The sequence below is a fragment of the Rhodoblastus acidophilus genome (genome assembly GCF_009720655.1).
Classification (GTDB): Bacteria; Pseudomonadota; Alphaproteobacteria; order Rhizobiales; family Beijerinckiaceae; genus Rhodoblastus; species Rhodoblastus acidophilus_A.
Genome location: NZ_WNKS01000009.1, coordinates 1 through 19,716 on the forward strand (window position 1 = coordinate 1; position 19,716 = coordinate 19,716).

General features: G+C 61.8%; 18 protein-coding genes and 2 tRNA genes. 7 read left to right on the top strand and 13 right to left on the bottom strand.

What is annotated here, in order from left to right:
• Positions 1–181 precede the first annotated feature (181 nt).
• From GJ654_RS11340 to GJ654_RS11350, 3 genes are all read right to left on the bottom strand, one after another.
• Positions 182–1,333: a patatin-like phospholipase family protein gene (locus tag GJ654_RS11340; protein ID WP_155446276.1), complete on the bottom strand. Its 1,152-nt coding sequence runs from the start codon at positions 1,331–1,333 to the stop codon at positions 182–184.
• Complete coding sequence (locus tag GJ654_RS11345; RefSeq protein ID WP_155446277.1) at positions 1,330–2,163, bottom strand: Mov34/MPN/PAD-1 family protein; 834 nt, start codon at positions 2,161–2,163, stop codon at positions 1,330–1,332. The genes GJ654_RS11340 and GJ654_RS11345 overlap by 4 nt, the downstream gene beginning before the upstream one ends.
• Positions 2,164–2,450: 287 nt before the next feature.
• Positions 2,451–2,972, bottom strand: a complete 522-nt coding sequence (locus tag GJ654_RS11350) for a hypothetical protein (protein ID WP_155446278.1) — start codon at positions 2,970–2,972, stop codon at positions 2,451–2,453.
• 56 nt (positions 2,973–3,028) lie between these two features.
• On the opposite strand from GJ654_RS11350, the gene GJ654_RS11355 reads away from it, so the two are divergent.
• Positions 3,029–3,184, top strand: a complete 156-nt coding sequence (locus GJ654_RS11355; protein WP_155446279.1) for a hypothetical protein — start codon at positions 3,029–3,031, stop codon at positions 3,182–3,184.
• A gap of 45 nt (positions 3,185–3,229) precedes the next feature.
• Here GJ654_RS11355 and GJ654_RS11360 read toward each other — a convergent pair whose 3' ends face one another.
• The 5 genes from GJ654_RS11360 to GJ654_RS21465 all read right to left on the bottom strand — a co-directional run bounded on the left by GJ654_RS11360 (position 3,230) and on the right by GJ654_RS21465 (position 6,970).
• Complete coding sequence (locus GJ654_RS11360; RefSeq protein ID WP_155446280.1) at positions 3,230–3,631, bottom strand: nucleotidyltransferase domain-containing protein; 402 nt, start codon at positions 3,629–3,631, stop codon at positions 3,230–3,232.
• Between the two features lie 182 nt (positions 3,632–3,813).
• Positions 3,814–3,890: transfer RNA gene (locus GJ654_RS11365), tRNA-Arg, on the bottom strand.
• Between the two features lie 74 nt (positions 3,891–3,964).
• Positions 3,965–4,726: an ABC transporter permease gene (locus GJ654_RS11370; RefSeq protein WP_155446281.1), complete on the bottom strand. Its 762-nt coding sequence runs from the start codon at positions 4,724–4,726 to the stop codon at positions 3,965–3,967.
• Complete coding sequence (locus tag GJ654_RS11375; RefSeq protein WP_155446282.1) at positions 4,723–5,649, bottom strand: ABC transporter ATP-binding protein; 927 nt, start codon at positions 5,647–5,649, stop codon at positions 4,723–4,725. Before GJ654_RS11375 ends, GJ654_RS11370 begins: the two co-directional genes overlap by 4 nt.
• A 109-nt stretch (positions 5,650–5,758) precedes the next feature.
• Entirely contained in the window at positions 5,759–6,970 is a 1,212-nt protein-coding gene (locus tag GJ654_RS21465; RefSeq protein ID WP_155446283.1) for an OmpA family protein, read from the bottom strand.
• Between the two features lie 239 nt (positions 6,971–7,209).
• Between GJ654_RS21465 and rpsO the strand changes: the two genes are divergently transcribed.
• The 3 genes from rpsO to GJ654_RS11395 all read left to right on the top strand — a co-directional run bounded on the left by rpsO (position 7,210) and on the right by GJ654_RS11395 (position 13,163).
• Entirely contained in the window at positions 7,210–7,479 is a 270-nt protein-coding gene (gene rpsO, locus GJ654_RS11385; protein WP_155446284.1) for a 30S ribosomal protein S15, read from the top strand.
• 216 nt (positions 7,480–7,695) lie between these two features.
• Entirely contained in the window at positions 7,696–9,858 is a 2,163-nt protein-coding gene (gene pnp, locus GJ654_RS11390) for a polyribonucleotide nucleotidyltransferase (RefSeq protein ID WP_155446285.1), read from the top strand.
• Between the two features lie 494 nt (positions 9,859–10,352).
• Positions 10,353–13,163, top strand: a complete 2,811-nt coding sequence (locus GJ654_RS11395) for a beta strand repeat-containing protein (RefSeq protein ID WP_155446286.1) — start codon at positions 10,353–10,355, stop codon at positions 13,161–13,163.
• A 268-nt stretch (positions 13,164–13,431) separates the two neighbouring features.
• On the opposite strand, the gene GJ654_RS11400 is transcribed toward GJ654_RS11395, so the two are convergent.
• Positions 13,432–13,506: transfer RNA gene (locus tag GJ654_RS11400), tRNA-Val, on the bottom strand.
• Positions 13,507–13,599: 93 nt separating this feature from the next.
• On the bottom strand, positions 13,600–13,956 hold the full coding sequence (cpdR, locus tag GJ654_RS11405; RefSeq protein WP_088521960.1) for a cell cycle two-component system response regulator CpdR: 357 nt from the start codon (positions 13,954–13,956) through the stop codon (positions 13,600–13,602).
• Between the two features lie 252 nt (positions 13,957–14,208).
• Here cpdR and GJ654_RS11410 point away from each other — a divergent pair, with 252 nt between their 5' ends.
• The 3 genes from GJ654_RS11410 to GJ654_RS11420 all read left to right on the top strand — a co-directional run bounded on the left by GJ654_RS11410 (position 14,209) and on the right by GJ654_RS11420 (position 17,007).
• The gene (locus GJ654_RS11410) at positions 14,209–15,117 is read left to right on the top strand and encodes an N-formylglutamate amidohydrolase (protein ID WP_155446288.1); all 909 of its coding nucleotides are present in this window, start codon (positions 14,209–14,211) and stop codon (positions 15,115–15,117) included.
• Between the two features lie 310 nt (positions 15,118–15,427).
• On the top strand, positions 15,428–16,231 hold the full coding sequence (gene hisN, locus GJ654_RS11415) for a histidinol-phosphatase (RefSeq protein ID WP_155446289.1): 804 nt from the start codon (positions 15,428–15,430) through the stop codon (positions 16,229–16,231).
• 179 nt (positions 16,232–16,410) lie between these two features.
• Positions 16,411–17,007, top strand: coding sequence for a sulfotransferase (locus GJ654_RS11420; protein WP_155446290.1), 597 nt, complete (start codon positions 16,411–16,413; stop codon positions 17,005–17,007).
• Positions 17,008–17,095: 88 nt separating this feature from the next.
• Here the strand turns inward: GJ654_RS11420 and GJ654_RS11425 are convergent, their stop codons facing one another.
• From GJ654_RS11425 to GJ654_RS11435, 3 genes are all read right to left on the bottom strand, one after another.
• Positions 17,096–17,647, bottom strand: a complete 552-nt coding sequence (locus tag GJ654_RS11425; RefSeq protein ID WP_155446291.1) for a hypothetical protein — start codon at positions 17,645–17,647, stop codon at positions 17,096–17,098.
• Positions 17,648–17,864: 217 nt separating this feature from the next.
• Positions 17,865–18,665 carry a glycosyltransferase family 2 protein gene (locus GJ654_RS11430; RefSeq protein WP_196305520.1) on the bottom strand — a complete coding sequence of 267 codons (801 nt, stop codon included), beginning with the start codon at positions 18,663–18,665 and terminating at the stop codon, positions 17,865–17,867.
• A gap of 53 nt (positions 18,666–18,718) precedes the next feature.
• Positions 18,719–19,714, bottom strand: coding sequence for a hypothetical protein (locus GJ654_RS11435; protein ID WP_155446293.1), 996 nt, complete (start codon positions 19,712–19,714; stop codon positions 18,719–18,721).
• Between the last annotated feature and the right edge of the window lie 2 nt (positions 19,715–19,716).

Sequence of the window (19,716 nt, forward strand, 5' to 3'; positions counted from 1 at the left end):
AGCTCGTCGACCAACCGTGGCGCATCATGTCCATCGGACTCCGCGATTGGGCGCATGGGTTCTGATCAGCGAGACTTGGTATAAGCACACCATTACGAGTAGCCACTCTATTAGGGCGACCGGGAGCGGTCGTGGCGCGAAAGCCGAACTGCGTAAATGGTCATGCCTCGCGCCGAACCCGTCACTTCCCGTGAAGCGGAAGCCGCGAGAAGTCGGGCTGACAATCGTTCAAGCGCCCGACCTTGCTCGCCCGCAGCGCGGCGTCCGCCTGCGCGTAGCCGGCCTTCATCATGAGGTCCTGGACCTCGTTCGGAAACCGCGTCAGACGCGTCGCAACGGACGCCGCCTGTTTCGTCGAGTCGCTTGAAAACTCCAGCGGGTTTCCGACACCATAATTTTCGACTGGCTCCCCCACACCCCAATATACGACTTCACGCTCCCCACTGGCGTGGAGTCCGCGCAGAACGCGAACGCGCATGTTGATTCCCTGCTGGAGCGCGATGTTCGTCACGCGCCGCGCTTGCGAAAGCCAATTTGTCCAAGGCGAACCGAGCGGCGGCGTCACCAGGCCTCCATCACTGACGAGTATCGTGCGGTAGCGCTTCCATATCGGTTCAAGTCCGAGGTTGTCGTAGACGCCTCCGTCTGTGAGGAGGAGCCGGGTCGTGAATGGCGAGAAATGCAGGTCCGTACCCTTCATCTGCCCGATCGCCCCCTCCGGAACTTTGATCGAAACCGGCGACAGAAGCGGCGGAAAACTTGCGGATGCGCCGACCGCAAGAGACACCGGGAGCGTGGGGCTGCGCCACTCCCCGACGCGCCATTCGGCAGCGTATTCCTTGGCGAACCTCCACAGAACACCTGTCTGCAAGCTGGTCGCCGTGAAGACGAAACGAGGCCTGTCCGGCAGATCCTGAAGCGTACGCCCCTTGAAGATGACGTGATCATAGGCTGCCGCGGCCAAGTTCGCTGCGCGGATGAACGGCAACAGGCCGAGCAATATCACCGGCGCGTCCAGCCGCCAGCGGGCCAGCGCGAGCAGTGGCGTCGCCACCTTTTCCCGGAAATTGACGGCGACGCCGAAGGCGTCGAACTGCAATTCCGGCCATGCCACCGCGAGCGCGCCCGCTGCGATGGAGCCGCCGGAGACGCTCGCCACGCGCTCAAGTCGCGGCAGCAAACCCAGTTCGTTCAGGCGCACGAAGCAGCCGAGATGGAACAGCATGGCGCGAAACCCGCCGCCGGAAAGGCAAAGGCCGATCCCGTCCTCCAGCTTGCCGCCGCCAAGGAAATCGCCATGAGCCGCAGGCGCGGCTCCTTCCACGTCACTCATCCTGCGGATCCTGGTTCAGGGGATACTTCTTGCTCGATCGCGAGCGCCGGTTTCACGTTTCCAAGGCTGGCGTCGACGCCCTGGTCGCCGACGATCAGCATCAGTCCCGGACATTCGTCGGAAGACATGGTCTCGGCGAGCCAACCGATCTGGCCAATGTCGGTCTCGCTCGGTGCGGTCGAAGCGCCCTTGGGATGCGAATGCCATTCGCCGACATAGCGAATCTGATCAAGCGTCATCGCCATGGCCTTTATGACGTCGTCCTTCAGGCCGCCCACTCCCCTCTCAAACTCCGTCTGCGATCCCTTGCTGCCAACAGGCGGCGGCCAAGCATCGACTAGGTCGATGCGCCGAGCAGAAATGTCGACGATCCCGAACAGCACGCCGCCGGTTTCCGCAGGCAATTTGACGGCACGCATCTGGGCCATCAGATTTTCCACCGACCGAGGCAACACCACTTTCCATTTGCCCCGATCAAAGATCGCTGGCGTTTCCACGTCCAACCCATGCCGGGCGACGGAGCCGTCATCCCGAAGTTGCCAGACCGCCCCGAACGCCTCTTCCCCATCGAACGATCGCCCCAGCGCGCCAGCGGCGATGGAGGAAAGTGCAAAGGCGCGAGACGCGGTGTCATGGTTGCCGGGGACGAATACCACGGGCACACCCAGCAGGCGGTCGGCAAGCCAATCGATTGCAGAAGTCAGCGGCGTGTGGATATCGCCGGGGACGACGGCCACGTCGAAGCCGTCCTGCGGCGCGTGGGCGGTTGGATCCCAGTCGTTCTCCGGCCACTCCTGATGGAGATCGGAAAAAATCCAGAGCCGCGGCATGGCGGCCTCCTTGATGAAAATGGTCGCGGTGAATGCGCGGACCGGATGACGACGTGGGGCTTTAGGCGAAGCCGCGATCAGGCCGGGGTGGCCTTGCACGCGCACACAAGCATGCCGCCGGCTTTAAGCCTGCGGGCGCGTTCGGCAAGGTTGGCGCGTTTCGTCATCATGAAGAGAGTGTGCCCGACCTGGGCGCCGCCGGCAAGCTGCCGTGCTGAACAGCCGACCGTCGCGGACGGGGGAGCCTGAGCCAGTCAGCCGCCCCCGTCGAGGACAGGCCGAAGCAGCTAGACCTCCGGATGTTCCTTGCAGAACTCCTTCATCGTCCGCTCGGCGACGCGATCAAAGACCTCCTGCAACGGCTTCTCGCGCCACTTCCTGATGAAAAGCAACACGGACTCGGTGGGTTGCTTTACTCTCGTTATGACAGAGAAATCGATCAACGCCCTTTCCAGAGCGGCTTCCGTCTTCGTAAGTTCTGATAGCCGGAACACGGCCGCTATTCGTAGCCAAGAGAAATATTCCTCGGTCAGTTGTGCGATTTGATTGTAGTGTTCTTTAGTGTAGGTCGACGCAGCCCCGAACCTCTCTGACATGTAAAACTTGGTGATATAAGGGACGATCTCAGTCCCCTTACTCGCTTTTGGTCGCGACAACGATAAACGGGTCATGTCGCACATCATCGCATGCCGAAATACGACGTTTTCTTTCACGTAATCAGCCTGGAGGCGAAGGTTGAAGAGCCTGCATGTCGAGGCGAAATGCTTGTAGATCGGAAACGGCACAAGGTCGGGCGTGGCTGTCGGCATCGGGCGGCGTCGAATGGATGAGCGGTCGCCGAAGCTAGGCCGAAAGCCTTAAGGACATGCTGAAGCTGACGCTGGCGAGCGAGATCCCTCATCCGGAGCGCAATTTTCTTTCTGTGCGCAGGGCATGGAGGAACATGGTGTTCGATACGAAAAAGCTCGTCGCCGCCGCCGAGGTCGGCGGCGACCGCCGGCGGCGATCCGCGTGTTCCTGAACGATCTGGCCGAACTTGTACTCGACCCCGAGGCCGTGTCTCGCGTCAGTGAGAACCGACACCCGGCTCCGACAGTCGATAGCGCTGAATGTCGTCCGCAGAATCCACCTTCGCCACCCAGCGGCCTTCCCGACGAGCAGCCAATATCAGGGATGGGTTGGGGTTCTCGTTTGGATTGCGCCATTCAGCCGCGCCGAACGGCCACGGCTGAACGTGAATGCCGGTCTCGACGATCGCGTCGTAGGCGATTCCGGCCAAGATCATCTTTTCCCGAAGTCGGTCGATGCGCTGGTCCGACAGGACAACGGCGATGTCGAGGTCGCTCTCCGCCGTCGCGTCACCTCGCGCCCTGCTGCCGAAAACGACGAGTCCCACCAGCCGATGGCCATGGGAAAGCGTGACCGCGTCTGCGAAGAACCGCAGCGCGGCGAAAGCGGCTTCCGTCATGCCGACTCGACTTGTCGCCACAGGCTCTCTCCATCGGCGATCAGCTTCTATTTTCTAACATGACGGTGTCGGGGAGCCCAATCCGCACGCGCTGGGAGGACGAGTCAGCGAAATCGAGAAAAGGAGTCAAAATGCGAGAATCAGAGTCAATCTGAGTGAGAACCGACATTCTTGCGACTTCCTGGCGCACCCGACAGGATTCGAACCTGTGACCTCTGCCTTCGGAGGGCAGCGCTCTATCCAGCTGAGCTACGGGTGCTTCGATCTCTGTTTAACCGATGCACGCGCCTTCGGCAATCGGTTTGGCTGGTCCTTGTGTCCTTCAACCATTGCTCAGTTGCGAAGCCGGTATCCCGTCCGGAAAATCCAGACCACCACGGCGAAACACACCGCCAGCAGGCTCAGGGTCAGGGCCAGGCTGATCACCGGCGCCAGCGTCGCTATGTCGTAGAACGTCCATCTGAAACCTTCGATCAGATAGACGATCGGGTTGAACAGGGCGATTTGACGCCAAACGCCCGGAAGCATGTCAATGGAGTAGAACGTGCCGCCCAGAAATGTCAGCGGCGAAATCACCATCATCGGAATGAGGTTCAGCTTTTCAAATCCGTCGGCCCAAAGCCCCAATATGAAGCCGAACAGGGCGAAGGTCGTGGACAGCAGCACCAGATATAAGAACGCCAGAACGGGGTGAACGACCTCGAACGGCACGAACAGGCGCGCGGTGGCAAAAATGATCAGGCCGAGGATCACCGATTTGGTGGCGGCGGCGCCGACGAAGCCGATGATCACTTCTGTCGCCGAAATCGGCGCCGACAGCAGTTCGTAGATCGTGCCGAGGAAACGCGGCAGGTAGATGCCGAACGAGGCGTTGGAGACGCTTTCGGTCAAGACCGTCAGCAGGATCAGCCCCGGCACGATGAAGGCGCCATAGGAGACCCCGTCGATGGCCTGCATGCGCGACCCGATCGCCGAGCCGAACACGACGAAATACAGCGCCGTCGAAATCACGGGGGAGGCGATGCTCTGGTAGAGCGTGCGCCAGGTGCGGTTCAGTTCGTTGATGTAGATGGCGCGGATGGCGTAAACATTCATCGGCGTCGTCCCACCAGATCAATGAAAATGTCCTCCAGCGAGGACCGTTCCGAATTGACGCTGCGAAATTCAATCCCGCGCGCCACCAGGGTTTTCAACAGCGCCCCGAGGCGGTCGTCGCAATCCTCGCCTTTTTGCGTAAAGGCCAAGGTCATTCCGTCCGGGGTGAGGTCGAGGGCGAGGTCGGACAGGTGATCCGGCAGCGCGTCAAGCTTTTGCGTGAGGCCGATGGTGACGCGGATCTGGCCGAGGCGCCGCATCAGCGCGTGCTTCTCCTCGACGAGGATCAGTTCGCCCTGGGCGATCACGCCGATCCGGTCGGCCATGTCCTCGGCCTCCTCGATGTAATGGGTGGTCAGGATCACCGTCACGCCCTTCTCGCGCAGGCGGCGCACCATCTCCCACATGTCCCGGCGCAATTCGACGTCGACGCCCGCGGTGGGTTCGTCGAGGAACAGGATTTGCGGCTCGTGGGCGAGGGCTTTCGCGATCAGCACGCGGCGCTTCATGCCGCCGGAGAGCGCGCCGATGCGCTGGTCCTTCTTGTCCCACAGCGAGAGGTCGCGCAGAACGCGCTCGAAATGGGCGGGATTGGGCGCCTTGCCGAACAGGCCGCGCGAAAAGCGCACCGCCTCCAGCACGGTCTCGAACTGGTTGGTCGCAAGCTCCTGCGGCACCAGGCCGATCTTTTGGCGGGCTTCGCGATAGTCGGCGGCGATGTCGCAACCATCCACCGTGACCTTGCCCGAAGTCGCGCGCACGAGGCCGCAGACAATGCCGATCAGCGTGGTCTTGCCGGCGCCGTTGGGCCCGAGCAACGCGAAAATCTCGCCCTGAGCAATCGTGAGATCGACGCCTTTCAGCGCCACAAATCCATTGTCATAAGTCTTGGTCAGGCGCTCGATGGCGAGAATATTGGTCAAAGCCCTGTCCCCAAATCGTCGAGCCCCCTGAAAACATCGGATGGCCCGCAAAAAGCAAGAGCGCCGGAGCAAGCTCGCGCTTGCGCCGGCGCCCTTTGGAGCGAAATGCTTACTTCACCGCGAAATCGATGCGGCGGTTCGCGGCCTTGCCGGCATCGGAGTCGTTGACGGCCAACGGCTTTTCAGAGCCGTAACCGACCGCGGTGAGTTGGTCCGCCGTGGCGCCCTTCTTCTTCAGCAGGGCCACGACGGCGTCGGCGCGGGTTTGCGACAGCGCCTTGTTCTTCGCGGCGTCGCCCGTCGTGTCGGTGTGGCCCGACACTTCGACGCTGATGCCGCTGGGGCAGCGGGCGAGGGTCGCGCCGATCTTGGCGATCAGCGCCTCGGACGCCTTCGAGACCTTGGCGCTGCCAGCGTCGAACTTGATGGTTTCCTTGGCGACGATGCCGGACAGGGCGGTCTGGCACTGGCCGAGGTCAAGCGGACCGGCGGCGGGGAGAGTCTTGGCGGCGGCGATGGCGGCGGCCTTCAACTCGGCCACCTGCTTCACCGACTTGGGCGCGGCGGCAGCGGCGGCCGCAGCGGCGGCCTTGGCTTCCTCTTCGGCCTTGGCGGCAGCGGCGGCCTTGGCTTCTTCCTCGGCCTTGGCGGCTGCGGCGGCCCTGGCTTCTTCCTCGGCCTTGGCGGCTGCGGCGGCCTTGGCTTCTGCTTCGGCCTTCGCTGCGGCCGCGGCTTTGGCGTCAGCTTCAGCCTTGGCGGCGGCGGCGGCCTTGGCGTCAGCTTCAGCCTTGGCCTTGGCTGCGGCGGCGACCGCGGCGGCCTTGGCTTCTTCTTCAGCCTTGGCGGCGGCGGCCTTCACGGCGGCGTCGTCAGGCTTCGCCGCAGGCGCAGGCGCGGCGGCCGTCGCTTCTGCCGGCTTCTCGCTGGGGAACCAGGCCGCCGGAGGGGTGATGAACAGCGAGCAGGCCCAGACGAGGCCGGCGACCAACAGCGGGCCCCAGCGCAGACCGCTCATGCCGCCGAAAGCCCCGGACAGGGCGCCGCCGGCGAAGGCGAAGAAGGCGAGCGCGCCGGTCGTCAACCAGGCCGCCGTGACATTCTCGACGAAACCGAGCAGGCTGGCGATGACGCCCAGGACCGCGAGGACGGCGAGCGGGAAAAACCACAGGGGGATGCGGCGACGATTCGCCTCGTCGGAGAGCTTGACCTCCGCGTCGGTCTCCTCGTCCTCAGCATCGGAAAACGCCATCAGTGCGGCTAGAAATCCGATGATGAAGAAAAGAACCAGCCAACCCCAATAATGGGATAAAATGCTCAACATTGCCAAAGCTCCTCCCGGGCAGTCCAATCAGCGAGCTGAGACTAAACTTTTTAGGCGCTAGGTGAAGCAAAACTTTCGGCGGGTAACCCCGAAAATCGCTTTGTGCTGGCGCCTGCGCGCATTTGGTGTATAAGCGCGCCATCCGCGCGAAACTGTTCGCGGGAACGGAGATTCGCGACCGCGCTGGACGACATCCCGGAGCGGCCTCGGAATTTCCGAATCAGAAGAAGGATCACCCGATGTCGATCACGGCCGAGCGCAAGACCGCGCTCATCCAGGAATACGCCACCAAGCAGGGCGACACCGGTTCGCCGGAGGTTCAGGTCGCCATCCTGACCGAACGCATCGCCAACCTGACCGAGCATTTCAAGACCCATGCGAAGGACAACCATTCGCGTCGCGGTCTGCTTAAGCTGGTTTCGCTGCGTCGTCAGCTTCTCGACTACGTCAAGAAGAACGACGAGCCGCGCTACAGGGCGCTGATCGAGCGTCTCGGCATCCGCCGCTAAACGCTTCCTGCGGCCGGCTCACGCCGGCCGCTTTTCCTTAAAGCCGCGCTCAAGGCGTCCCGCCTGACGAGACGCGGCCCGATCGCCGGCGGCAGGGGTCGCCCGCATCAAACAAAAGTCCGACCGGACCATGGCAGGATAACCGGACGCCGAACTATCGGCTTCTCGTCGTCTTGCACATGGTTGGCGCGACCCAAACCCATGAAAGAGACACGCATGTTTGAAATGCACCGCGAACAGATCGACTGGTTCGGCCGCAAGCTGACGCTGGAAACGGGCCGCGTCGCCCGCCAGGCCGATGGCGCCGTGCTCGCCAGCTATGGCGAGACCACCGTCCTCGCCACCGTGGTTTCGGCCAAGACCGCCAAGCCCGGCCAGGATTTCTTCCCGCTCACCGTGAACTATCAGGAAAAGGCGTTCGCCGCCGGCCGCATTCCCGGCGGCTATTTCAAGCGCGAGGGCCGTCCCTCCGAACGCGAAACGCTGATTTCCCGCCTGATCGACCGTCCGATCCGCCCGCTGTTCCCGGACGGCTATTATTTCGACACCCAGGTGATCGTCACCGTGCTCAGCCATGACATGGAGAACGATCCGGACATTCTGGCGATGGTCGCCGTCTCCGCCGCGCTCACCCTGTCCGGCGTGCCCTTCATGGGTCCGGTCGGCGGCGCCCGCGTCGCCTACATCAACGGCGAAATCAAGGTGAATCCCACCGTCGACGAGGCCAAGACCTCCGACCTCGATCTCATCGTCGCCGGCACCGCCGACGCCGTGCTGATGGTGGAGTCCGAAGCGAAAGAACTTTCGGAAGAGACCATGCTGGCGGCGGTCATGGCCGGACATGCGGGCTTCCAGCCCGTCATCGACGCCATCATCCGCCTCGCCGAGCGCGCCGCCAAAGATCCGCGCGACTTCACCCCCGCCGAGAAGGCCGATGTGGAGAAGGCTGTCGCCGAGATCGCCGAGGCCGAACTGCGCGAAGCCTACAAAATCACCGTCAAGCAGGACCGCTACAAGGCCATCGACGCCGTCAAGGCCAAGGTCAACGCCGCGCTGCTGCCGGAGGGCGAGGCGCCCAAGTTCGACAAGCAGCTCATCGCCGACGTGTTCCACGAATTGCAGGCCAAGGTGGTCCGCTGGAACATCCTCGACCACAAGATCCGCATCGACGGCCGCGACCTGACGACCGTGCGCCCGATCCTGTCGCAGGTCGGCATTCTGCCGCGCACCCACGGCTCCGCCATCTTTACCCGCGGCGAGACGCAGGCTCTGGTGGTCGCGACGCTCGGCACCGGCGAGGACGAGCAGTTCATCGATTCGCTTGAGGGCACCTACAAGGAGAACTTCCTCCTTCATTACAACTTCCCGCCCTATTCCGTGGGCGAGACCGGCCGCATCGGTTCGCCGGGCCGCCGCGAAATCGGCCACGGCAAGCTGGCGTGGCGCGCCATTCATCCGATGCTGCCGACGGCCGGCGAATTCCCCTACACGATCCGCGTCGTGTCGGAGATCACCGAATCGAACGGCTCCTCGTCGATGGCCACCGTCTGCGGCGCCTCGCTGGCGCTGATGGACGCGGGCGTGCCGCTGAAGCGCCCCACCGCCGGCATCGCCATGGGCCTGATCCTCGAAGGCGACCGTTTCGCCGTGCTCTCCGACATTCTGGGTGACGAGGATCATCTCGGCGACATGGACTTCAAAGTCGCCGGCACCGAGCACGGCGTCACCTCCTTGCAGATGGACATCAAGATCGCCGGCATCACCGAGGAGATCATGAAGGTCGCGCTGGGACAGGCCAAGGACGGCCGTCTGCACATCCTGCACGAAATGGCCAAGGCCATCACCAACGCCCGCGCGGAGCTCGGCGAGTTCGCCCCGCGCATCGAGACCATGAAGATCGCGGTCGACAAGATCCGCGAAGTCATCGGCTCCGGCGGCAAGGTGATCCGCGAGATCGTCGAAAAGACCGGCGCCAAGATCAACATCGAGGACGACGGCACGGTCAAGATTGCGTCGAGCGACGGCAATTCGATCAAGGCCGCCATCAACTGGATCAAGTCGATCGCCTCCGATCCGGAAGTCGGCCAGATCTATGAAGGCACCGTGGTGAAGACCACCGACTTCGGCGCCTTCGTCAACTTCTTCGGCGCCAAGGACGGCCTCGTCCACATCTCGCAGCTCGCCGCCACCCGCGTCGCCAAGACCACCGATGTGGTCAAGGAGGGCGACAAGGTGAAGGTCAAGCTCCTGGGTTTTGATGACCGCGGCAAGGTGCGCCTGTCCATGCGCGCCGTGGACCAGCAGACCGGCGAAGATTTGGAAGCCAAGGCCAAGGCGGAAGCCAAGGCCGAAGGCGAGGCGCCGCAAGAGCAGCCGTAAGGCGCGGCCCGAAGGGCCCGTCCTCCAGGGGGTGGCGCCACACGGAATGTCACACCTGAACTCCAAACGACCGCCCCCTCCGGGCGGTCGTTTTGCAATGGCGTCGCTGGTGAACGCGCTCAGGCGTATGCGGCCTCATCTCGTAAGGGGGATGAGCGACCGGTTCGCCGACACCTCCGACTGCCGATGCATTCATTGATTTATATCAATAACTATTCAGCGCTCGATTATTTCAGATCCTTATTATTAGGAATTTTTTGACGAATTTCGCTCCACTTGCCGCTCACAGGTCAAGAAGAAAAAATACAAACCACAACAGTCCCTTGCGTTAATGTTCTCGGAGTTAGCTCTAATACATTCCTTGACGCCTCCATTTACATACAAATGTTCGCCGTGCTAAAAATGATTGTTTATTCAAGACCGATAGCGCTGCGTCAGTCGCACGCAGCTTCGCAAATTCGCGTGAAAAGAGATTTCGGTCAGGAGGCATTCACATGTCGACCAGAAAAATCCCGAATTCCCTCAGCGGATCGATCGACGATCGCAGCTATGCAATCACGCAAGAGCCGGCAAATTCCTTCACCTACTCTTTGAACCTGCCGTATGGTCCCGCGCCGCTGGCGAACATCATCTACGGCGGGCCTGGCGACGACACGCTCGACGGGACCGCTGGCGAGGACATCATCTACGGCTATGCCGGCAACGACACGATCAACGGCTTGGGTGGGAACGATACGCTCTACGGCGGCTCCGGGACAAACAAGCTCGTCGGCGGCGCGGGCAATGACACGATCGTTTCCGAAGGTCTCGACACCATAGACGCAGGCGACGGCGACGATATCATCGTGGTGTCTTCCTACACCAACGCCGGGACCACCATCAGCGCCGGAGCCGGCGCCGACACTCTCGCGGTGCAGGGCTGGGTCTACCTGACCAATTTCAACGCTGCGACCGCGTCTATCGAGACCATTCGCAATCTCAACTCCGGCGATGCCTTCACGATCTACGGGACCTCCAGCGCCGACGTCCTGGACTTCCGCGGGTCGGTGACCATCGGAACGATGACGGTCCACGGCGGTCTGGGTGACGACAAGGTCTACGGTTCGGCCAGCGCGGACCTCTTTTACGGGGAGACCGGCAACGACACGCTCGACGGCGGCGGCGGCGACGACACGCTCTATGGCGAGGCCGGGAATAACACGCTTGTCGGCGGCGCGGGCAATGACACCATCGTTTCCGAAGGTCTCGACACCATCGACGCCGGCGACGGCGACGATATCATCGTGGTGTCTTCCTACACCAACGCCGCGACCACGTTCAGCGCCGGAGCCGGCGCCGACGCTCTGGCCGTGCAGGGCTGGGTCGACTTGACCAATTTCAACGCCGCGGCGTCGTCGATCGAAACCATTCGCAATCTCAACTCCGGCGATGCCTTCACGATCTACGGGACCTCCAGCGCCGACGTCCTGGACTTCCGCGGGTCGGTGACCATCGGAACGATGACGGTCCACGGCGGTCTGGGTGACGACAAGGTCTATGGATCGGCCAGCGCGGACGTCATCTCCGGTGAAGACGGCGCCGACACGCTCATGGGCGGCGGCGGCGCCGATGCACTCGACGGCGGCGCGGGTGTCGACACCGCTGACTTCAGCGACAAGACCGCGTCGGTGGTCGCGACCCTGAACGGCGGGATTTACGCGACCGTCACGGTCGGCGGCGCAGCCGAGGACACGATCCGCAACATCGAGAATTTGGTCGGCGGATCGGCGGAGGACACGCTGACTGGAGACGCACTGGCAAACACGCTGTCCGGTGGCGGCGCCGCCGATTTGCTCAGGGGCGGCGGCGGCGCCGACACGCTCGACGGCGGCGCAGCCGAAGACACGATCCGCAACATAGAAAACGTGATCGGCGGTTCGACCGCCGACACGCTGACCGGGGATGGTTTGGACAACGTGTTCCGCGGCGGCGCCGGCGCGGATATTCTGGATGGCGGCGCGGGCGCCGACACGGCGGACTACAGCGACAAGACGGCCGCTGTCGTCGTGACGCTGACCGGGGCGACCAACGCCATCGTGAAAGTGGGCGGCGCAGCCGAAGACGCGATCCGCAACATAGAAAACGTGATTGGCGGTTCGGCCGCCGATACGCTGACCGGGGATGGCTCGAACAACGTGTTCTGGGGCGGCGACGGCGCGGATATTCTGGACGGCGCCGGTGGCGCAGACGTCATGGCCGGCGGCGCCGGGAACGACACCTATTATGTCGATAACGCCGGCGACCTGGTCAAGGAGGCCAGTGGCGCGGGAACCGACTCGGTTTACGCCTCGGTGAGCTTCTCGCTGGCGGGGCAGAACATCGAGAACCTGACGTTGACGGGTTCCGCCGCGATCAACGGAACCGGCAACGGCTTGGCAAACATTCTGACGGGCAATGCCGGCAATAACGTGCTCAACGGCGGCGGTGGCGCAGATGTCATTGCCGGCGGCGCTGGCAACGACACCTATTACGTCGATAATGCCGGCGACGTGGTCAAGGAAGCCAGCGGCGCGGGAACCGACTGGGTTTACGCCTCGGTGAGCTTCTCGCTGGCGGGGCAGAACATCGAGACTCTGGCGTTGACGGGTTCCGCCGCGATCAACGGAACCGGGAACGGCCTAGCCAACAGTCTGACGGGCAATGCCGCCAATAACGTGCTCAACGGAGGCGGTGGCGCAGATGTCATGGCCGGAGGCGCTGGCAACGACACCTATTACGTCGATAATGCCGGCGATGTGGTCAACGAAGCCAGCGGCGCGGGAACCGACTTGGTTTACGCGTCCGTGAGCTATTCGCTGGCGGGGCAGAATCTCGAGACTCTGACGTTGACGGGTTCCGCCGCGATCAACGCCACGGGCAACAGCCTGGCCAACACTTTGACGGGCAACGCCGGCAATAACGTGCTCAACGGCGGCGCGGGCAACGACACCCTGAATGGTGGCGCGGGCGCGGACAGGTTTGTGTTCAACACCGCGCTCAACGGCGCGACCAACGTCGACACGATCGTTGGCTTCTCGGTGGTGGACGACAAAATCACGCTGGAAAATGGGGTGTTCACCGCGCTGACCACGCTTGGAACGCTGTCGCCGGATGCGTTCTACGTCGGCGCCGCCGCGCACGACGCAACCGACCGGATCATCTACACCTCCGGCACGGGAGCGCTGTCATACGACGCCGATGGCTCCGGCGCGGTCGCCGCGGTTCGTTTCGCCACGTTGTCGACGGGCCTGACCACGCTCGCCAACACCAATTTCGTGGTGATCTGAGGGCTGTCCGTCGTCGGAAGAATTGGGACAAACTGAGCATTTCAGGAACGGAGGGTCTGGCTCATCTGGATCATGTTTGCCGAGGGGCAAGGCGCAGCCATTCATTTGTGCTGACGCTTAACGTCGGAATCGCGGGCCGTTTATGATGAGGAACGAAAGCGGCTTCCGGGAACATGGCGCTTCCCCCATGCTTCCCCGAACAACCGGAGCGCCAGAAAAGCAAAAACCCTGAGCGCCGGTTTATCCAGCGATCTCAGGGTTTTTAAAATGGTGGGCGCGACAGGGATCGAACCTGTGACCCCTACGATGTCAACGTAGTGCTCTCCCGCTGAGCTACGCGCCCGAAACCGTTGTCACGGCCCGTCAAGGGTGAGGGGTGTATATCGACTAAAAAGCGGTCGCGCAACCCTCAAGCTCGCAAAATTCCGCCATCGTTTCAGGCCGCCAGCAGACGCGTCACTTCGTTGACCAAATCCTTCAGATGGAAGGGCTTGGACAGGATCTTGGCCTGGCGCGGCGCCTGGTTGTCGGGGTTGAGCGCCACAGCCGCAAAGCCGGTGATGAACATCACCTTGATGTCCGGATCGAGCTCCGTCGCGCGGCGCGCCAGTTCGATGCCGTCCATCTCCGGCATGACGATGTCGGTGAGCAACAGCTCGAACGGCTCTTCGCGCAGGCGGTTATAGGCGGACAGGCCGTTGTCGAAGGAAACCACGGCATAGCCGGCGTTCTGCAGCGCCTTCACCAGGAAACGCCGCATGTCCGAGTCGTCCTCGGCCAGCAAAATCTTGATGGATCCAGTCTCAAAGCGGTCGTTCATGGCGTCCTCGTTTCCACCTCTCGATAAAGACCCATCGTGGTAAAAAACAAGTGAAAAGACCCGTTAAGGTTGCCACAAAATGCGGCGGCGTCGCCAGTGGGGACTTTTGGAAAAGTTTTCGAGGGTTGGAACCGCCGGTGGACAAATTTCCCCACAGGCCTCATCTATAGTGTGGCCCCGCGACGGATCGCCACACCTTCCAACAAGCCGCGTTCGAGACCCTCCATGCAGGCGATCCCGCCGAGCGAAGATCAGACCGCCCCGCTGCCCTGGGAAACGGCGGAGCCGGACGCGCTGACCTCGCCGCTGGTGTTTTCGTCGCCGCATTCCGGCTGTTTCTACCCGCCCGCCTTCCTCGCCGCCTCCCGACTCACCCCGCAGGCGCTGCGCTCATCCGAGGACATGGCGGTGGACGCCCTGTTCGCCGCCGCCCCCGCGCATGGCGCGCCACTGCTCAAGGCCGTCTATCCGCGCGCCTATCTCGACGTGAACCGCGAGGCCGACGAACTCGACCCGAAACTTTTCGACCCCCCCCCGCCGCTGACCGCCAAATGCTCGCTGCGCGTCGCCGCAGGCCTCGGGGTGGCCCCGCGCGTCGTCTCGGAAGGTCAGGCGATCTACGCCGGAAAAATCCCGCTTTCGGAAGGTTTTGAGCGCATCAAAACCGTCTATCGTCCCTATCATGCCGAATTGGAGCGTCTCGCCGCGCGCGCCGCGCAAAAATTCGGCGTCGCCGTTCTGATCGACTGCCATTCCATGCCGTCGCGCATGCCGACCGGCGACGCCCGCCGTCCCTATGAGCCGATCGCGGCGGACATCGTCATCGGCGACCGCTACGGCGCCAGTTGCGACGCCGGCTTCGCCCATCGCGTCCACGCCTTCCTCACCGACCTCGGCTATCGCGTCGCCCGCAACAAGCCCTATGCCGGCGGCTTCATCACCGAGCATTACGCGGCGCGCGCCCGCAATCGCCACGCGCTTCAGATCGAAATCAACCGCGCGCTCTATATGAACGAAAAGACCCTGGAGATGCTGCCGGGTTTCGAACGCATCCGCGCTGACATGACCCGTCTCATCGCCGCCATGGCGGCGGCGCCGGTCCCGCGGGCCCTTCCCCGCCAGGCCGCGGAATAGGACGCCCTGGTTTTGGCAAAAAAAGAACCGCTGACGATGTCAGCGGCCCAAGTCTAGGGAGGAAACGCCCAATGAGGGCATGGCGGCGCGAACGCCGCACGACCTCAATATGATGCAGCGCAGCACAAAAAGCAAGGAGACTTTTCTTAGGAGTCTCATAATTTCCTAAGCTCATGATTTACGGACAATTAACAAAAGGGCGCGTCAGGTCCTTCCCCGCTGCATCGCAAAAAGTCGGGCGCAGCCCGTCTGACGCTGGCCTCGCGCGGCGGTTCGTGTCATGTGTGGCCGGCGGAACCTGGAGAACGGCATGACGGCGATTGACTTCATTCCCTTCGTGGAGAGACTGGCCACGGTGTCAGGCGAAGCCATATTGCCGTTCTTCCGCACCGCCTTCGCGCTCGAGGACAAGAATGTCGGCGGCCCCTTCGACCCCGTGACCGAAGCCGACCGCGCCGCCGAGACGGCCATGCGCCGCCTCATCACCCAGACCTTTCCAAGCCATGGCCTGATCGGCGAGGAATTTGGCTCGCGCGAAGCGGAAGCGGACTATGTCTGGGTGCTCGACCCCATCGACGGCACCAAGAGTTTTATTTCCGGCCTGCCGCTTTGGGGCACGCTGATCGGTTTGCTGCACAAGGGCTCGCCCTGCTACGGCCTGATGAACCAGCCGTTTACGCGCGAGCGGTTCTATGGCGACGGTCGCGCCGCCTTTTGGTCGGGGCACAACAATGGCAACGGCGAAAAGACCACGCGCAAATTGCGCGTGCGGCCCTGCCACGGCCTTGAGCGCGCAACGTTGATGACCACTTCGCCAAGACTGATCCCGCAGGACCTGCGTCCGCGCTACGAGGCGCTGGAGGAGAAGACGCGCATGGCGCGTTACGGCGGCGATTGCTACGCCTATTGCATGCTGGCCGCCGGCCATGTCGACCTGGTGGTCGAGGCGGGCTTGAACGTTTACGACATTGTCGCGCTGATCCCGATCATCGAGGGCGCGGGCGGCATCGTCACCAGCTGGGACGGCGGCGATCCCGCGCAGGGCGGCGCCGTGATCGCCGCCGGCGACAAAAGGGTGCATGAGCAGGCGCTGGAGTTTCTCAAAACGAAGTAGGATCGCCACAAAAGGTCGGTGGCGGTCGAGGCCGCCCCCCTCAGCAGCGTCGTCGCCGCGTGGGTTCTCGGCTCAGTTCAGATCACCGCTGGCCTGCTTGCCCGGGGAGGCAAGCGCAAGTAGACTAGGCAAGCCGGCAAGCGTCTCGCACGCATTGGTCGTTATTCCGGAGCGCGATTGTGAAATTGTTTGTTGTGGGTTTCCCGAAGTCAGGAACCAGCACGCTGCATACGGCGCTGGGCAAGAGCGGTTTCCACAGCGCCCATTGGCATGTTGGTGATCGATACATCGGCGAATTGATGTACAAGTCTTATTTTAGAAACGGCGATCCGTTTCCGCCATTGTTGCGGCAGTTCGATTGCATTACGCAGGCCGACGTTTGCATTGACGGCATGAATTATTGGCCAAACCTCGATTTCAGCATCTACGAGGCGATAAGAAAATCATATCCGGAATGCAAGTTCTTGCTGAACTATCGAGAGCCGCGAAAGATCGTCGACAGCATATGTCGCTGGAATAATCTTCAGCAGCGCCTTACGGATGCGACGATTCCAGGCCTTCCCGCGGGTTTTGGCGGCAAACGCGAGCATTTGCTGCGCTGGATCGAGACGCACTTCGCTGCTCTTGACGCCTATTTCAAAGACAGCCCCAACTACATGACACTGGATGTGGAAAGCGCCGATGCGCCGATCCGGCTCGGCGCCTTCATGGGACGCCCCATACAATGGTGGGGCGTCGCCAATGAGAACAAGAAAACGTCGGCCGCCGCCGGTTGATCATTTTCAATCGGGACGCGGCGCCGCGAGCGACTGTTGAGCGGCCAAGACGGGCCAAGCGACGGGCCAAGAGACGCGCCATCCGGCGTCACGCTGGAACGAAGCGGAATTTCTCAAGAATCTCCATCGCGCGCGCGCGCGCATCCTGTTTCGGCATGAAAATCGACAAGTCTTGGACCGAGGCGATCTCGCGGGCGACGTCATAGACGCCATGGTAATGCGGCCGCGAGGCGAAGTCGTGAAAACAGATGAGCGCATCCGGGCGGCAGCGCAGCACGACCTGCGCGAAACACGCGACCCGGAAACGGCCATCGACCATGAACAGATCGGCGTCCGCGACCCCCTCGATGGTCCAAACAGCCTCGTGATAGTCTGGCCAGCGTGATTTGGTTTCGGGATCGTTGGGAAAACCCCATTCGCGCGTCGGTCCGATGTCGACGAAGACCAGTTTCGGCTGAACGGGCTTGTCGAGGCATGCCTTTTCGACGGAGTCGAGCCATTCCTGCGAGGAATCGACCGCCACAATCTGTTTCTTGACGCAACTGGAGGCAAGGACCGTGCTTCCGCCTGTTCCGAATTCAACATAGCTTTGCGCGTTGCCGACAAAGGCCTGGAACAAGCTGTGTTCTTGTTTGCTCATCCTCGGCTGCATAGGACCAACCCCATTTGATTTCAATGAATTCGCAGGTCGACAGAGCTAGAGCTTTTTCACGTTTCGTAGAAACATGAAAAAGCTCCAAATTGTTGTTTTGACGCATTTTCTTCACGCGAACCGGCATCCGCTTCGCTTGAAAATGCTCTCAGATCCACGCCAGACAATGCGGCGCTCCCAGACCTCCCGCAGTCCCGCCTTGATTTCAGGCGACCACATCGCCGCTTTTGCTTGATGTGTCGACGCGTTCCAGCAGCGTTCTGACCTCGTCAGAACGGCGTTTCGCCGTCAAATCCAGCAGGTCGTTCTTGTCGTAAGCATCGAATTCGGCCCAGGTTCTGACGAACTGACCCAATTGCCCGCGATTCATTCGTCTCGCCCAATCTCCGCGCGAGCGCGTATAGTAATGGTTTACCTGCCACGCAGTGTCCTCGGGGAAGGTTTCGAGCAAACCGGGACCTCGTCCCCAGGTGAGTCTTGTTCCATCGGGACGCACATAGTCGCCATCAAGCTTGAAACAATGTGCATTGATGCAGGATACGACCGCCTTCGGTCGAACGATTGACTTGACGTGCAGGTTCGGTTGAAAGCTTGGCGGGGAGCGGCGGTCGAACTCTTCGATCAGCAGTCCGCTTCCCCTTTCTTTCAGGCCATTGGAGCCGAATATCAGCCAGGGAATAGCGATCCCGGACGCGCTTGTATTCTCCAGAAGGCTTCGGATCTCCAAGGAGACGCTGCTCGCAATAAACTCGTCGGAGTCAATGAACGCTATCCAATCGTACTGGTCTTGAAAAGCGGCGATCACGTCCATGTAGACGCGTTTTTGCAATTCCGGCGGCTGGCCTTGCTCGTCAAGGACGTGCACGGTCGTAATGTCTTGCATTTTGGCCGCAGCAAGCTTCGTATTGTCAGTCGACATATGATCGACGATGATAAATGCGTCAAAGCCCAGGAGATGATGATAGGCGATCCACTCGCCAATCACCGCTTCTTCGTTTTTTACCATCAGGCAACAAGCTATGCGCATTCCTTGAATACCTTGTTCTTTTTAGTGTCTCGTCAAAGCTGCCAGCGCGCCGTACACCGAGTCCAGACTTCCGACATAGACGGTGCAGTCAAAAGCAAACCGTCCCAGCTCAATGTCGCGCATCCGGCCGACCGCGTTCCATTTGACGGTGGCGCCGGGACCCTCGTTCTGGCGAAACCTGAAGCGACCATAAGTGATCTTGGCGCCTTGGTTCGCCCGACCGTTCCCACAGGTCGTCCCCATCGCATATTTTCGGTCACGTGTCGAAGCATAACCGGCGGAGACTGTTCTCCCCGGCCGTCGCCGAGGTCGCGAAATTCGTTGTGGGCCACGTCAACGCCCCAGAAGGTCTCGAAGGCGACGGGCATGTCTCCAGTCAGTATTTCAAAGGTTGCGGTTCGGTGGGCCTCGGGCGCATCAAAAACGATATCAAAATGAACAACGCCCAGTTCAGGCGTTGACATCAACCGGACTTGCTTGTGGAGGGTGTGCGCCGAGAGACTTTCAACAACGAAAGCGTCGGCCATTTCTCCCGCTTGTCGCCTGCGCCGCTCGCCAGGACCCGTCCAGAACGCCATTTGCGTGGAAACGCTGAGCGTGGATCCGTTCGTCGCGAGGTCGATCACCTTGCTCGTTGTTGCACGACCGCGCTCGTGGTCGAAGGCGTCGACAAACGCCTTGCCTCGCCACTGGAGGCTGGAGATCGCGCCTGCCGTTCGATCATCCAATCGAATGGTGACCTGACCATCCGAAACCGTAACGCCGTCCTGTCGCGGTTTTGAGGTTTGCGCGGCCGACGGGAAGGGCGGCAAAACGAGCAGCAGACAAAAGGCGGCGCGGCGCCAAACCTTGCGTCTCAAACGGTTTCCGCAAGATCGCTTCGCGCTCCGCGAAAACGAAATCGTGCGGAAATCCTCCAGGCGAAGGGCGGAGTTGCGCACGAGCGGAATGCGATTTCCGAACTGATCGTTCGGAAATCGCATCATTCCCTTTTCATCTTGTTTTCGCGTTGAAGGGAAATCTGACACCC